This is a genomic window from Streptomyces sp. NPDC126497, assembly GCF_040302425.1.
Taxonomy (GTDB): domain Bacteria; phylum Actinomycetota; class Actinomycetes; order Streptomycetales; family Streptomycetaceae; genus Streptomyces.
The window spans coordinates 56905-70977 of record NZ_JBEORT010000014.1; the positions used below are offsets into that span (position 1 = coordinate 56905).

Below are 14073 nucleotides of genomic sequence, written 5' to 3' on the forward strand. Positions count from 1 at the left end.
GGTGAACTGTGGTGGCACATCCCCGCTTTGTGAAGGCGGCGGTGTGAAGCCGTGCATGCCGTTGCTGTCGGGAACGGGGGCGGGCTCCCCGACTGCCCCGGCCCGGGGGCGAGCCGATATCGTCGGCGGGACCGTGACGCGCGGGGTGGAAGCGGTCACGGGGCCTGGGGAGGACACGCGTGCGCCTGACTCTGACCGTCGTCGATCCGTTCGGCGGGGACGCCGCCGACGTCGTGCTCGATGCCGATCCCGAGTCCACTGTCGGGGACATCGCGCAGGAGCTGGCCGCGCAGGTGGGGCGCGGCGGGGCGCAGGTCATTCCCCTCGGGCACCAGGGGCGGGTTCCCGCAGGCGGTGCGCCCGCCGTGTACGTGGACGGGTACGCCGTCGATCCCGGTGCCACCGTCGTCGGGTCGCCGCTGCGCGACGGTGCGGTCGTGTCGCTCCAGGATCCGTCCGGGTGTCTGCCCGGTGAGCCGTCCGGGCTCGTCGAACTGCGGGTGGTCGGCGGACCGGCCGCCGGGTTCGTGCACCGGCTCGGGGTCGGGCGGTACGACATCGGCAGCGGGGCGGCCTCGTACGTCCGGGTCGACGACCCGGAGGTCGACGCCCGGGCCCTCACCCTCTCCGTCACCACCGACGGGACGTGCCAGGTCGCCGTGCACGGCGACGAGGAGGGCGTCACCCTCGACGGGAAGCCGATCTCCGGCTCGGAGGAGGAGAAGGAGAAGAAGGAGAAGGGCGAGACGGAGGGCAAGGGGCGGAAGAAGCGCCGGCGCAAGAAGGGCGAGGAGTCCGCCGGCGAGAAGCCCGACCGGTTCGACTGGCCCCTCGGCGCGCAGATCGGGATCGGCAACACCCTTCTCGAGCTGGCCCGTTACACACCGCCCGACGCCGCCCTCAAGTGGTCCGACGACGGGGTGGGGCTCGACTACAACCGGCCGCCCCGGCTGCGTCCGGCCGAGCGGCAGACCAGCTTCCGGCTGCCCTCGGCGCCCCGCGAGTACGAGGCACGGCCGCTGCCGTGGCTGATGGCGTTGTCGCCGCTCGTCGGCGCGGTCGTCATGGTGGCGATCTTCCAGCGCTGGTACTACCTGATCATGGCGGGGCTCAGTCCCATCCTCCTCTTCGCCAACTACTTCAACGACAAGAAGCACGGGCGCAAGTCCCACGCCAAGCAGGTCAAGGAGTACCAGGAGCAGAAGGAGCGGATCGAGAAGGACGCCCAGGAGGCTCTGGTCCAGGAGCGGAACGACCGGCGGCACGCCATTCCCGATCCGGCGACCGTGCTGTCGATGGGCACCGGGCCGCGGACCCGGCTGTGGGAGCGGCGGCGGACCGACCGGGACCACCTGCTGCTGCGGTTCGGGACGGGACGGCTGCCGTCCGAGGTGGTGCTCGACGACCCCGAGCAGGACGACCACCGGCGCCAGGTGACCTGGAAGATCGAGGACGCACCCGTCGCGCTGAACCTGCGCGCGCTCGGGGTGATCGGTGTGGCGGGGCCCGGTGACTCCGCGCGGGCCCTCGGGCGGTGGGCGGTGGCGCAGACCGCCGCGCTGCACAGCCCGATGGACGTGCAGTTCTACGTGCTGAGCGAGAACTCCGCGCAGCCGTCCTGGGACTGGGTGCGGTGGCTGCCGCACGCCCGGCCGTCCGGGGGGCAGGACGTGAACGTCCTCATCGGCACCGACGCCGAGACCGTCGGCGCCCGCATCGGTGAGCTGACGCAGATCCTCGACGCCCGCAAGAAGGCCGCCGAGCAGGCGCGTGCGCAGGGCACGACGTTCAGCGACCCCGACATCGTCGTGGTGTGGGACGGCTCGCGGCGGTTGCGGTCGCTGCCCGGTGTGGTGCGGCTGCTGCGCGAGGGGCCGTCCGTGTCCGTGTACGCGCTCTGCCTCGACGCCGAGGAGCGGTTCCTGCCGGGCGAGTGCCAGGCGTTCGTCGTCGCCGAGCCCAGGGTCGAGGAGCACGACCGGGAGCGGCAGCCGCAGCAGGCCCGGCCGCAGCAGGTGAGCGGCGGGTTCCCCTCCTTCCAGGCCTGGCACACCAGCGCGCCCGAGCCCGGCCGCGCCCAGCGGACGGACCGGCTGCGGCTGCGCGTCGAGGAGGCGGGCGCGGAGCGGATCAAGGACGTACGGCCGGACTTCGTTCCGCCGGCCTGGTGTCTGCGGCTCGCCCGTTCGCTGTCGCCGTTGCGCGACATCAGCGGGGAGACGGAGGACTCGGCGCTGCCCGGCTCCAGCCGGCTGCTCGACGTGCTCCAGCTGGAGCCGCCGACGGCCGACGCGATCGCCGCCCGGTGGCGGATGGGCGGGCAGTCGACGCTCGCCGTCATCGGCGAGTCGTACGACGGGCCGTTCGGCATCGACATGCGCAAGGACGGGCCGCACGGGCTCATCGCCGGTACGACCGGTTCCGGCAAGTCCGAGCTGCTGCAGACGATCGTCGCCGCGCTGGCCGTCGCCAACACGCCGGAGAACATGACGTTCGTCCTCGTCGACTACAAGGGTGGTTCCGCCTTCAAGGACTGTGTGAAGCTGCCGCACACCGTCGGCATGGTGACCGACCTCGACGCCCACCTGGTGGAGCGGGCGCTGGAGTCGCTGGGCGCCGAGCTGAAGCGGCGCGAGCACATCCTGGCCGCCGCGGACGCCAAGGACATCGAGGACTACCAGGACCTGGTGCGGCGGGACCCGTCCCACGCGCCCGTGCCGCGGCTGCTCATCGTGATCGACGAGTTCGCGTCCATGGTGCGCGACCTGCCCGACTTCGTGACGGGCCTGGTGAACATCGCGCAGCGAGGGCGTTCCCTCGGCATCCACCTGCTGCTCGCCACGCAGCGGCCGAGCGGTGTCGTCTCCCCGGAGATCCGCGCCAACACCAACCTCCGGATCGCCCTGCGGGTGACGGACGCCGGTGAGTCGACGGACGTCATCGACTCGCCCGAGGCCGGGCACATCGCGAAGAGCACCCCGGGCCGGGCGTACGCGCGGCTCGGTCACGCCTCGCTGGTGCCGTTCCAGTCGGGGCGGGTCGGCGGTCGGCGGCCCGGAGCGGCGGACCCGGCCGCCCTCGCCCCCTGGGTGGGGCCGCTGACCTGGGAGGACCTGGGGCGGGCCGCGCTGGCCAAGCCGAAGTCGGAGGTGCGCGAGGACGACGAGATCACCGATCTGAAGGTGCTCGTCGACGCCGTGCGCGAGGCCAACAGCGCGCTCGGCATCCCGGCCCAGCACAGCCCCTGGCTGCCCGCCCTGGACGAGACGCTGCTGCTCGACGACGTCGAGGTCCCGGCGGTCGCCCTCGCGCCGGGCAAGCTGCCGCCGGCTCCGTTCGGCGTCGAGGACCTGCCGGGCGACCAGGCCCGCCGGCCGGTCGTCGTCGACTTCTCCACCTTCGGCCATCTGATGATCGGCGGCGCCCCGCGCAGCGGCCGGTCCCAGGTGCTGCGCACCCTCGCGGGCTCCCTGGCCCGCACCCACTCCGTCGCCGACGTCCACCTGTACGGCATCGACTGCGGCAACGGCGCGCTGAACGCGCTGACCCGGCTGCCGCACTGCGGCGCGGTCGTCGGCCGCAACCAGACCGAGCGGGTGATCCGGCTCGTCAACCGGCTCAAGGGCGAGCTCTCCCGCCGCCAGGACCTGCTGGCGGACAAGGGGTTCGCGGACATCGGCGAGCAGCGGGCCGCGGTCGCCGAGGAGGAGCGGCTGCCGCACGTCGTGGTGCTGCTGGACCGCTGGGAGGGCTGGGTGCCCACGCTCGGCGAGATCGACCACGGTTCGCTCACCGACGAGTTGCAGACGATGATGCGGGAGGGTGCCAGCGTCGGCATCCACCTCGTGCTGACCGGTGACCGGACGCTGCTCGTCGGCCGGATCGCCTCCCTCACCGAGGACAAGTACGGTCTGCGGCTCGCCGACCGCAGCGACTTCTCCGCGCTCGGCATCCCGGTCCGCAAGGTGCCGGAGGAGATCCCGCCGGGTCGCGCCTTCCGCAACGAGTCCGGTACGGAGACGCAGTTCGCGCTGCTCTGCGAGGACACCACCGGTCAGGGCCAGGCGGCGGCGCTCACGGCCATCGGTGAGGCGGCGGCCGCCCGTGACGCCGGGGTGCCGCGTGCGCGGCGGCCGTTCCGGGTGGACAGCCTGCCGAGCCGGATCTCCTTCCCGGAGGCGTGGGAGCTGCGCGACCCGGAGGGGTCCCGGTCCAGGCTGTGGGCCCTGGCCGGCATCGGCGGCGACGAGATCGTCGGTTTCGGTCCCGATCTCGCCGACGGCGTGCCGGCGTTCGTCATCGCGGGTCCGGCCAAGTCGGGCCGCTCGACGGTGCTGATGAACTTCGCGCAGTCGTTCCTCGCGCACGGCACCCGTCTGGTCGTCGCCGCCCCGCGTCAGTCGCCGCTGCGTCGGCTCGACGGCGCCGAGGGCGTGCTGAAGGTCTTCACCGGTGACGACATCGACGAGGACGAGTTCGAGGAGCTGATCGACGGGGCGTCGACGGACGAGCCGATCGCCGTGCTCGTCGACGACGGGGAGATCCTGGAGGACTGCGACGCCGAGAGCCAGCTGAAGAAGCTCGTCTCCCGCGGTGCCGAGCGCGGGCTGGCCCTGGTCATCGCCGGTGACGAGGAGGACGTGTGCAGCGGCTTCTCCGGCTGGCAGGTCGACGCGAAGAAGGCGCGGCGCGGGATCCTGCTCTCGCCGCAGGAGTCGTCCAGCGGCGACCTCATCGGCGTACGGCTGTCCCGCGGGATGGTCGGCGGTCAGGTGGTCCCGGGCAAGGGCATGCTCCACCTCGGCGACGGGGAGCTGCGGACGGTCGTGGTGCCGGGGTGAGCGGACCCCGGCGGGCCGGGGCCCGCCGTCACCCGATCTTCGTCAGGCGGGCCTTCGGGGACCCCGACTCCTTGCTGTCCGACTCGTAGACCAGGTCGTCGCCGGCCGGGGTGAGGCGGACCGTGTGCTCGGCCTGGTTGCAGACGTCGCGGTTGGACCCGGCGCCGACGGAGGTCGTGACGAGCTGTTCCTCCGTGACCTGCTTCAGGGTGAGGACGTCGTCGCAGACGCCGCCGAAGATGTCCGTGTGGCGGAGGGTGCCCACCTGTTCGCCCACCTCCGCCTGCCGGAGGGTGACCCGGAACGTGCCGAGCGGGATGGCGATGCCCTCGCGGGAGCCGGCCTGGCCCTCCCAGGTGCCGAGGTAGGTGGTGGGGACGGTGAGGGGGGCGGCCGGTTCCTCGGACCTGCTCCCGCCGTCGGACTGTGCGGGGCCGTTCCCGGAGTCGCCCGGCAGCAGGTCGAGTACGAACACGGAGCCGACGGTCACCGCGGCCAGCGCGCCCGCCACCGCGAGGGCGACCGTGCAGCTGACGCGGCGGCCCCGGCCGCCGCGGTCGGGGGAGGAGGCGGCCGCGAAGGAGACGGAGAGTTTCCCGGGGGTGCTCCGGTCCCCCGGCCGGGTGGGCGGGTGCGGGGCCACGGGTGCGTGGGGCGGCGCGTCGCGGGGCCCGGGGACGGCGGCCGTGCCCGGGCGTGGTGTTCCCGGCATCACGGGCGGCGGGCCGAAGCCCCCGGACGCCGCGCCGGCCGGCGGGGGGCCACTCGTGGCCGGATCGCCGAAACCCCCGGGTCCCGCGCCGCTCGCCGGCGGATCGCCGAAGCCCCCGGCCGGTGGGGCCCCGTCCGGCGGCGCCCCGCCGGGCTCCGCCGTCTCCCCCACCGACGGCCTGCTGAACCCCACCGGTCCCGACGGGCCCCCGCCCGTCGCCTCCAGGTTCAGGAGGCGCACCGCGCCCCGGCTCACCTGTTCCACCAGGGCCCCCGGCAGCCAGCCGGCCGCCACCAGGCGCGCCGCCCCCTCGGGGGCCAGTCGGCGGGCCACCTCGGCCGGGGCCGGTCGGGCGGACGGGTCCTTGGCCAGGCAGGCTTCCGTCAGGCCGCGCAGGTCGCCGTCGAGCCCGTCCAGTTCGGGCGGCTCGTGCACGACCTTGTACAGCAGGGCCGCCGAGGAGTCGCCGGGGAAGGGGGGGTTGCCCGTCGCCGCGTACGCCAGGACGGCGCCGAGGGAGAAGACGTCGGCCGCGCCCGTCACGCCCTTGCCGAGGATCTGCTCGGGGGACATGTAGCCGGGGGAGCCGATCGACACGCCCGTCGAGGTCAGGGACGCCGTGCCGTCCGTGGCGCGGGCGATGCCGAAGTCGATCAGGAGGGGGCCGTCCAGGGTGAGGAGGACGTTGGAGGGCTTCACGTCCCTGTGCACCAGGCCCAGTGCGTGCACGGCCGTCAGCGCCTCGGCCAGTCCCGCGCCCAGCGCCCGTACGGTGGCCACGGGCAGCGGGCCGGTGTCGGTGACGGCCGCGGCGAGGGAGGGGCCGGCCGCGTAGGCGGTGGCGACCCAGGGGACCCGGGCGTCGGGGTCGGCGTCCAGGACGGGGGCCGTCCAGGCGCCGCCGACCCGGCGGGCGGCGTCGACCTCGCGCCGGAACCGGGCGCGGAACTCCTCGTCCAGCGCGAAGTGCGGGTGCACGATCTTCACCGCGACCGTGCGGCCCCCGGCGCTGCGGCCCAGGTACACCCGGCCCATGCCGCCCGAGCCGAGCCGGCCGAGCAGCCGGTAGGGCCCCACGACCGTGGGCTCGTCCACGTCGAGCGGCCGCATGGCGCCACCCCTCTCCCCCGTACGCCGTAACCTTCCAGCAGGGTAGTGGGCGGGTCGCCCGCGGCCTCAGGGCCGGAGCAGATCGACCCGCACGTCCGCCGGGAAGCCCGTCGTCGGTCCGACCCGGCGGGCGAACTCGGCGACCGCCTCCAGTTGCGGCGCGCCGAAGCTGAAGTCGAGGGTGGTGAAGTACCGCGCCAGGGTCGCCTCGTCGAAGGCCTCCCAGCGGGCCGCCTGCTCGGCGACCTTGTCGACCTCCTCCAGGGAGAGGTTGCGGGAGGCGAGGAAGGCCTCGTGCACCGCGCGGGTGATGACCGGCTCGCGTTCCAGGTAGTCGCGGCGCACCGCCCACACCGCGAAGACGAACGGCAGGCCCGTCCATTCCTTCCACAGGGCGCCCAGGTCGTGCACGTCGAGCCCGTAGCGGGGTCCGTCGAGCATGTTCGCGCGCAGGGCCGCGTCCCCGATGAGGACGGCCGCCTCGGCCTCCCGCATCATCAGGCCCAGGTCGGGCGGGCAGGTGTAGTAGTCGGGCCGTACGTCGTACCGCTCGGCGAGGAGGAGCTGGGCGAGGCGTACGGAGGTGCGGGAGGTCGACCCGAGGGCGACCCGTGCCCCGTCCAGCCGGTCCAGCGGGACCTGCGAGGCGATCACGCACGACATCACGTCGCCGTCGCAGCCGACGGCGATGTCCGGGAAGGCGACGAGCCGGTCCGCGTGCTTGAGGAACTCGACGAGGGTGACGGGTCCGATGTCGAGGTCGCCCTGCACCAGCTTCTCACTGAGCTTTTCCGGGGTGTCCTTCGTCAGCTCGAAGTCGAGGAGCGTGCCCGTTCTCGCGAGCCCCCAGTACAGGGGCAGGCAGTTCAGGAACTGGATGTGGCCGACGCGCGGCCGGGTGCGAGGATTGTCCACATCGTGAGGCTAGCCCCCGTCCCGGGCGGGCGGATCTGCGCCCCCTGGTCGCCCACGTGTTCGACCAGAGGTCGGTGACGGACGGGGCGTTGAAACATTCGGGTGACGTGATCTTGACCTCTCTTGCATTCGGGAGCCTGCGTGCTAGGCTCGTCGCAAGTTGCAGTTTGGTTTCCCTTGCAGTACAGAGCCTGCGGAGCATGTGACCGCGGGCTCTCGTCGTTCTCAGACGGATGCAGTTGTGCAGAATTGGTCTTCACACTTGCTGGTTCTGGAGCAGGGCAACCCTTTGGGCCCAAGGAGGGCTTATGGCTACCGGAACCGTGAAGTGGTTCAACGCCGAAAAGGGCTTTGGTTTCATCGCCCAGGAAGGCGGCGGCCCCGACGTCTTCGTCCACTACTCCGCGATCAACGCGAGCGGCTTCCGCTCCCTTGAGGAGAACCAGCAGGTGTCCTTCGACGTCACGCAGGGTCCGAAGGGCCCGCAGGCGGAGAACGTCACCCCGGTCTGATCCTCGCCGATCCGGGAACGACTAGCAGTACCCAAGGAGCCCCGCGCCGTCAGGCGACGGGGCTCCTGCCTTTTCCCCGGCACCGCCGAAATGCTCCGGTGAACATCCGGGGAATTCCTCTCATACGTACCGCCTGATCCGTACGAATTCCGTGCCGGCCCCCGGTGCCTGGTACGCGTGCGGCACATCCCCGCGGTACGTCGTGCGGTCCCCGGGGCCGAGTTCCGCGCTCTCCGCCGGGTCCCGCCTTCACCCGTCCCGCGCCGACCACGATGTGCTCCAACGGTCCCCGGGACGCGCGGCTCGGAAGCGCGCGCGGTCCCCGGTTCCAGCCCCACGGCGCGGATGTCGCGCCGCGCGCCCGGCGGGCCCGCCGACAGCGGGGTGGCGACGTGACCGGACCGCTCGGAGCGCACGGCCGGCCCTTCCCCGGGGCTGTCGGTGGGGACGGGTAGGGTCACCGCCCATGACCGCCGCCGACGCCGATCACACAGCCGCCACCCGTGCCTTCTACGACGCCGTCGCCGAGGACTACGCCGCCCGGTTCCGCGGCCAGCTCACGGCCAGACCGCTGGACCGGGCGCTGCTGGCCGGTTTCGCCGAGTTGGTCGGGGAGGGCGGCCGGGTGGCCGACCTGGGGTGCGGCCCCGGTGAGGTGACCGCGCACCTCGCCTCCCTCGGCCTCTCCGTCTTCGGCCTCGACCTGTCGGGAGGGATGCTCGCGATCGCCCGTCGCGAGCACCCCGGCCTGCGCTTCGAGCAGGGCTCGATGCGGAACCTGGACCTGCCCGACGGCGCCCTCGCCGGCGTGGTCTCCTGGTACTCCACCATCCACACCCCGCAGGACGAGCTGCCCGCCGTCTACGCCGAGTTCCGCCGGGTCCTGGCGCCCGGGGGCCACCTGCTGCTCGCGTTCCAGTACGGCGACGCGCCCCGCCGCCACGAGCACCCCTGGGGCCACCCGGTCACCCTCGACTTCCGGCGCATGCGGCCCGAACGCATCACCCCGCTCCTGGAGGCGGCCGGTTTCGCCCTCGTCCAGCAGACGGTGCGCGCGGCCGACCCGGACCGGGGCGAGTCGACCCCCCAGGCGCTCCTGATCGCCCGCGCGGCGGCCGGGTGACCCGGGCCCTGCCCGCCGTACAGCCCGACCGGGCCTACCCGCCGTACAGTCCCTCCACCTCCGCCGCGAAGTCCCGCAGGACCACCTCCCGGCGCAGCTTCATCGACGGGGTCAGGTGGCCCGCCGCCTCCGTGAAGTCCACCGGGAGGACGGTGAAGCGGCGGATCGACTCCGGACGGGAGAGCATCCTGTTGGCCTCGTCGACCGCGCGCTGCAGGATCGCGCGCAGCTCCTCGTCGTCGGCGACGAGTTCCGGCGGGACCGGGTGCCTGCCGTTCATCCGGCGCCAGTGGGTGATGCCGTCGGGGTCGAGGGTGATCAGCGCACCGACGTAGGGGCGGCCGTCGCCGACCACCATGACCTGGGAGATCAGCGGGTGTGCGCGGAGCCAGTTCTCCAGCGGGGCCGGGGCGACGCTCTTGCCGCCGGAGGTGATGATCAGCTCCTTCTTGCGGCCCGTGATGGTCAGGTAGCCCTCGTCGTCCAGTTCGCCGAGGTCGCCGGTGGGCAGCCAGCCGTCGGGGGCGGCGGGCACGACCCCGCCCGCCTGGGGGTCCCAGTGGCCGCGCAGCACGTGGTCGCCGCCGACCAGGACCTCGCCGTCCGCCGCGATGCGGATCCGCGTCCCCGGCAGCGGCCAGCCCACCGTGCCCAGACGGGGTCTGAGCGGGGGCGTCACCGTCGCGGCGCCGGTGGTCTCCGTCAGTCCGTAGCCCTCGAAGATCTCGATGCCGGCCCCGGCGTAGAACGCGGCGAGGCGGCGGCCGAGCGGGGAACCGCCGCAGATGGCGTACCGCACCTTGCCGCCCATGGCGTTGCGGATCCTGCGGTAGACCAGCGGGTCGTAGAAGGCGCGGGCCGTCTTCAGGGAGCGGGACGGACCGGCGCCCGCCCCCGCCCGGCCGGCCTCGAGGGCCTCGCCGTAGCGGCGGGCCACCGACGCCGCGCGGTCGAAGGCCGACAGCCGTCCGCCCGACTCGGCCTGGGCGCGGGCGGTGTTGAAGACCTTCTCCAGCATGTACGGGATGGTCAGCAGGCAGGTGGGCCGGAAGCTCGCCAGGTCGGGCAGCAGGTCCTCGGCGGCCAGGCTGGGCGCGTGGCCGAGGCGGACCCGGGCCCGCACGCAGGCGACGGCGACCATCCGGCCGAAGACGTGGGACATCGGCAGGAAGAGGAGGACGGAGGCCTCTTCGCCGGTCCGGGCCCTGAAGACGGGGTAGAGCAGCTCGATGGCGTTGTCCACCTCGGCGAAGAAGTTGCCGTGGGTGAGGGCGCAGCCCCTGGGGCGGCCGGTGGTGCCGGAGGTGTGGACGAGGGTGGCGAGGGTGTCGGGGCCCAGCATGCCCCTGCGCACCTCCACCTCGGCGTCCGGCAGGTGCGCTCCGGCTTCCGCCAGGGCGTCGACGTGGCCCTTCTCCACGACCCATACCCGCCGCAGGTCGGGGAGGTGCGGGAACTCGGGGCCGAGGGCGGCGGCCTGCCCCGCGGTCTCGGTGACCAGGGCGACCGCGCCGGAGTCGTGCAGGATCCAGCGGGCCTGGAAGGCGGAGGAGGTGGGGTAGATCGGGACGGTGACCAGTCCGGCGGCCCAGGCGGCGAAGTCGAGGACGGTCCACTCGTAGATCGTGCGGGCCATGACGGCGATCCGGTCGCCCGGCGCCAAGCCCTCGGCGATCAGCCCCTTGGCGACGGCCAGGACCTCGGCGGCGAATCGTTCCGCCGTGACGTCCCGCCAGCTGCCGTCCGCCGTCCGCCGGCTGAGCACCACCGCGTCCGGCGCCGCGCCCGCGTTCTCGAACGGCAGGTCGGCGAGCGATCCGTGCCGCACCCGCCGGGCGAACGGCGGTACGGACGCCTCCCGTACGACGCCGTCCAGCCGCCGGATCTCCGGCTCGACCAGGACGGGTGCTCCGTGGACGTCGTCGCCGGGAGCGGAGGAACAGGCGGTGGACACGGGCGGCTCCTGGGGCGTGCAGGGGGGAACTGCGTGATGCCACGACGTACGTGCCTCGCACGCCGAGGCGCTCACCGGTGGCCGTCGGGGAAAGGGGTCACCACCGGTCGGTGCGGGGATCGTACGGCCCTGACGTGGAAGGTCTGTGCGGGTCCGGGGGTGGTCCCGGGCCGGGGGTGTGCAGTGTTGCGGGTTACGTGAGGGTCACTCACGTACGCTCCAGGATCGCCGTCACGCCCTGGCCGCCCGCCGCGCAGATCGAGATCAGCCCGCGTGCGGGGGCGTCCCGTTCGGCGAGGAGCTTCGCCAGGGTCGCCACGATGCGGGCACCGGTGGCGGCGAAGGGGTGGCCGGTGGCCAGGGACGAGCCCGCCACGTTCAGCCGGGCGCGGTCCACCGGGGCCAGCCCCCGCTTCTCCCAGGCGGCCAGCGTGGCCAGCACCTGGGAGGCGAACGCCTCGTGGACCTCGACCAGGTCGAAGTCCGCCATGCCGAGACCGGCCCGCTCCAGCATGCGCGGGACCGCGTGGGCGGGTGCCATCAGCAGGCCGTCCTCGCCGCCGGCGACGTCCCCGTGCACGAAGTCCACGGCGGCCGTCTCGTACGCGGTCAGGTAGGCGAGGGGTTGCAGGTCCCGCTCCGCCGCCCACTCCTCGCTCGCCAGCAGCACCAGCGCGGCACCGTCGGTGAGCGGGGTCGAATTGCCCGCCGTCATGGTGGGTTCGGGGCCGTCGAGGCCGAACACCGGCTTCAGCGCGGCCAGTTTCTCCACCGTCGAACCGGGCCGCAGGTTCTGGTCGCGGGCCAGGCCCCGGAAGGGCACCACGAGGTCCTGGAACAGACCGCGTTCGTACGCCGCCGCCAGCCGCCGGTGACTGGTCGCCGCCAGTTCGTCCTGGTCCCCGCGGGTGATGCCCCAGGCGCGTGCGGTGACCGCGGCGTGCTCGCCCATGGACAGGTGCGTGCGCGGTTCGGCGTTGCGCGGGATGTCGGGGACGAGGTGGCCGGGGCGCACCTTCGCCAGGGTCTTCAGCCGGCCGCCGAGGGTCTTCGCCCGCCGTGCCTCCAGCAGCACCTTGCGCAGGTCGTCGTTGACGCCGAGGGGCGCGTCGCTCGCGGTGTCGGCGCCGCCGGCGATCGCGGCGTCCGTCTGGCCGAGGGCGATCTTGTTGGCGGCGGCGACGACCGCCTGGAGTCCGGTGCCGCAGGCCTGCTGGATGTCGTAGGCGGGGGTGCGGGGGTCGAGCGCCGAGCCGAGGACGGTCTCGCGGGCGAGGTTGAAGTCACGGCTGTGCTTGAGGACCGCCCCGGCGACGAACTCGCCCACCGCGCCCGGCGCGCGCAGCCCGTACCGCTCGACCAGGCCGTCCAGCGCGGCGGTGAGCATCTCCTGGTTGGAGGCGGTGGCGTAGGGGCCGTCGGAACGGGCGAAGGGGACGCGGCTGCCGCCGATGACCGCGACGCGCCGGACGGCGCTCGGCTCCAGGGTGCTCATCTCGACCTGCTCCTCACCGGTGACATAGGATTACCTCCGGTAACCTTACTCCAGAGTAAGCACGTCCGGAGCAGGCACGGCAAGACGGAGGAGTCCCCCATGGCCGACCGTTATCTGAGCTTCACCGGCACCGCGCCCGGCCGCTTCCTCACGCGCCGCCTGGGACTCCCCCAGCCCGCGCCGCTGCGCCGCTGGTCACCGGAGCGGCCGCGGCTGGACGGCGGCCTGCTCCACCTCACGGCCGGGAAGTCCGGCCTCGACCTCGCCCCCGTGCTCGCCCGCACGGGACTCGGCGCGGACGACGCCACGGGCCGGCCCGCCGCCGTCGTCCTGGACGCGAGCGGGATACGCGACGTGGAAGGGCTCGACGGCGTACACGCCGCCCTGCACCCCGTCGTACGGTCGATCGCCGCGAGCGGCCGGATCGTGGTGCTCGGCGCCCCGCTCGACCCCGCCGACCACCATCAGGCCGCCGCCCAGCAGGCGTTGGAGGGCTTCACCCGCTCCCTCGGCAAGGAGACCGGCCGGGGCATCACCGTGAACCTGGTCCGCCTCGCCGACGCCCCCGCCGCCGAGTCCACCCTGCGCTTCCTGCTCTCCCCCAAGTCGGCCTACGTCAGCGGCCAGGTGATCGAGGTCGCCGGGCACGGGCCCGCCGCCCCCCACGACGCGGAGCGCCCGCTGTCCGGCCGCACCGCCCTGGTGACCGGCGCCGCGCGCGGCATCGGCGAGGCGGTCGCCGAGACGCTGGCCCGGGACGGCGCCCGGGTGGTCGTCCTCGACGTCCCCCGGGCCGAGGCGGACGCCCGGCGCGTCGCCGAACGGCTCGGCGGCGTCGCGCTCCCCCTCGACATCACCGCCGCCGACGCGGGCGCCCGGATCGCCGAAGCCCTCCCCGACGGCCTCGACGTGCTCGTCCACAACGCCGGCGTCACCCGTGACCGGCGGCTGGTCAACATGCCCGCCGAACGCTGGAGTTCCGTACTGGAGGTGAACCTGGCGAGCGTGCTGCGCACCACCGACGCGCTGCTCGCCGCCGGGACCCTGAAGCGGGGCGGGCGGATCGTCGCCACGGCGTCCATCGCGGGCATCGCCGGGAACGCCGGCCAGACCAACTACGGGGCGAGCAAGGCCGGCGTCACCGGCCTGGTCCGCGCCCTCGCGCCGCACGCCCTCGCCGGGCACGGAGTGACGGTGAACGCCGTGGCGCCCGGATTCATCGAGACGAGGATGACGGCCGCCGTCCCGCTGTTCATCCGCGAGGCGGGCCGCCGGATGAACTCCCTCGCCCAGGGCGGCCTGCCCGCCGACGTCGCCGAGACCACCGCCTGGCTCGCCCACCCGGCCTCCGGCGCGGTGAACGGCCAGGTCGTACGGGTCTGCGGCCAGAGCCTGCTGGGAGCGTGAACGC

Annotated in this window: 8 protein-coding genes; 4 read left to right on the forward strand and 4 right to left on the reverse strand. The window is 73.8% G+C overall.

What is annotated here, in order from left to right:
- Nucleotides 1–179: 179 nt before the first annotated feature.
- Nucleotides 180–4841, forward strand: a complete 4662-nt coding sequence (locus ABTY20_RS10045; RefSeq protein WP_351996492.1) for an FtsK/SpoIIIE domain-containing protein — start codon at nucleotides 180–182, stop codon at nucleotides 4839–4841.
- Nucleotides 4842–4869: 28 nt separating this feature from the next.
- On the opposite strand, the gene ABTY20_RS10050 is transcribed toward ABTY20_RS10045, so the two are convergent.
- Together ABTY20_RS10050 and ABTY20_RS10055 are read right to left on the reverse strand one after the other, a co-directional pair.
- Nucleotides 4870–6663, reverse strand: a complete 1794-nt coding sequence (locus tag ABTY20_RS10050) for a serine/threonine-protein kinase (protein ID WP_351996493.1) — start codon at nucleotides 6661–6663, stop codon at nucleotides 4870–4872.
- A 66-nt stretch (nucleotides 6664–6729) separates the two neighbouring features.
- Nucleotides 6730–7578, reverse strand: coding sequence for a menaquinone biosynthetic enzyme MqnA/MqnD family protein (locus ABTY20_RS10055; RefSeq protein ID WP_351996494.1), 849 nt, complete (start codon nucleotides 7576–7578; stop codon nucleotides 6730–6732).
- 308 nt (nucleotides 7579–7886) lie between these two features.
- Between ABTY20_RS10055 and ABTY20_RS10060 the strand changes: the two genes are divergently transcribed.
- Nucleotides 7887–8090, forward strand: a complete 204-nt coding sequence (locus tag ABTY20_RS10060) for a cold-shock protein (RefSeq protein ID WP_003992177.1) — start codon at nucleotides 7887–7889, stop codon at nucleotides 8088–8090.
- A 466-nt stretch (nucleotides 8091–8556) separates the two neighbouring features.
- Nucleotides 8557–9213 (forward strand): class I SAM-dependent methyltransferase, encoded by a 657-nt coding sequence (locus ABTY20_RS10065; RefSeq protein ID WP_351996495.1) that lies wholly within the window; start codon nucleotides 8557–8559, stop codon nucleotides 9211–9213.
- Between the two features lie 34 nt (nucleotides 9214–9247).
- On the opposite strand, the gene ABTY20_RS10070 is transcribed toward ABTY20_RS10065, so the two are convergent.
- Both ABTY20_RS10070 and ABTY20_RS10075 read right to left on the reverse strand, forming a co-directional pair.
- Nucleotides 9248–11167: an AMP-dependent synthetase/ligase gene (locus ABTY20_RS10070; RefSeq protein ID WP_351996496.1), complete on the reverse strand. Its 1920-nt coding sequence runs from the start codon at nucleotides 11165–11167 to the stop codon at nucleotides 9248–9250.
- Between the two features lie 208 nt (nucleotides 11168–11375).
- The gene (locus tag ABTY20_RS10075) at nucleotides 11376–12662 is read right to left on the reverse strand and encodes an acetyl-CoA C-acetyltransferase (RefSeq protein WP_351996497.1); all 1287 of its coding nucleotides are present in this window, start codon (nucleotides 12660–12662) and stop codon (nucleotides 11376–11378) included.
- 99 nt (nucleotides 12663–12761) lie between these two features.
- Between ABTY20_RS10075 and ABTY20_RS10080 the strand changes: the two genes are divergently transcribed.
- On the forward strand, nucleotides 12762–14069 hold the full coding sequence (locus ABTY20_RS10080) for a 3-oxoacyl-ACP reductase (RefSeq protein WP_351996498.1): 1308 nt from the start codon (nucleotides 12762–12764) through the stop codon (nucleotides 14067–14069).
- Nucleotides 14070–14073: the final 4 nt, after the last annotated feature.

Coding starts and splice junctions, on each gene's coding strand:
- ABTY20_RS10065 (WP_351996495.1), top strand. CDS start 8,557: ATGACCGCCGCCGACGCCGATCACACAGCCGCCACCCGTGCCTTCTAC.
- ABTY20_RS10060 (WP_003992177.1), top strand. CDS start 7,887: ATGGCTACCGGAACCGTGAAGTGGTTCAACGCCGAAAAGGGCTTTGGT.
- ABTY20_RS10075 (WP_351996497.1), bottom strand. CDS start 12,662: ATGAGCACCCTGGAGCCGAGCGCCGTCCGGCGCGTCGCGGTCATCGGC.
- ABTY20_RS10050 (WP_351996493.1), bottom strand. CDS start 6,663: ATGCGGCCGCTCGACGTGGACGAGCCCACGGTCGTGGGGCCCTACCGG.
- ABTY20_RS10080 (WP_351996498.1), top strand. CDS start 12,762: ATGGCCGACCGTTATCTGAGCTTCACCGGCACCGCGCCCGGCCGCTTC.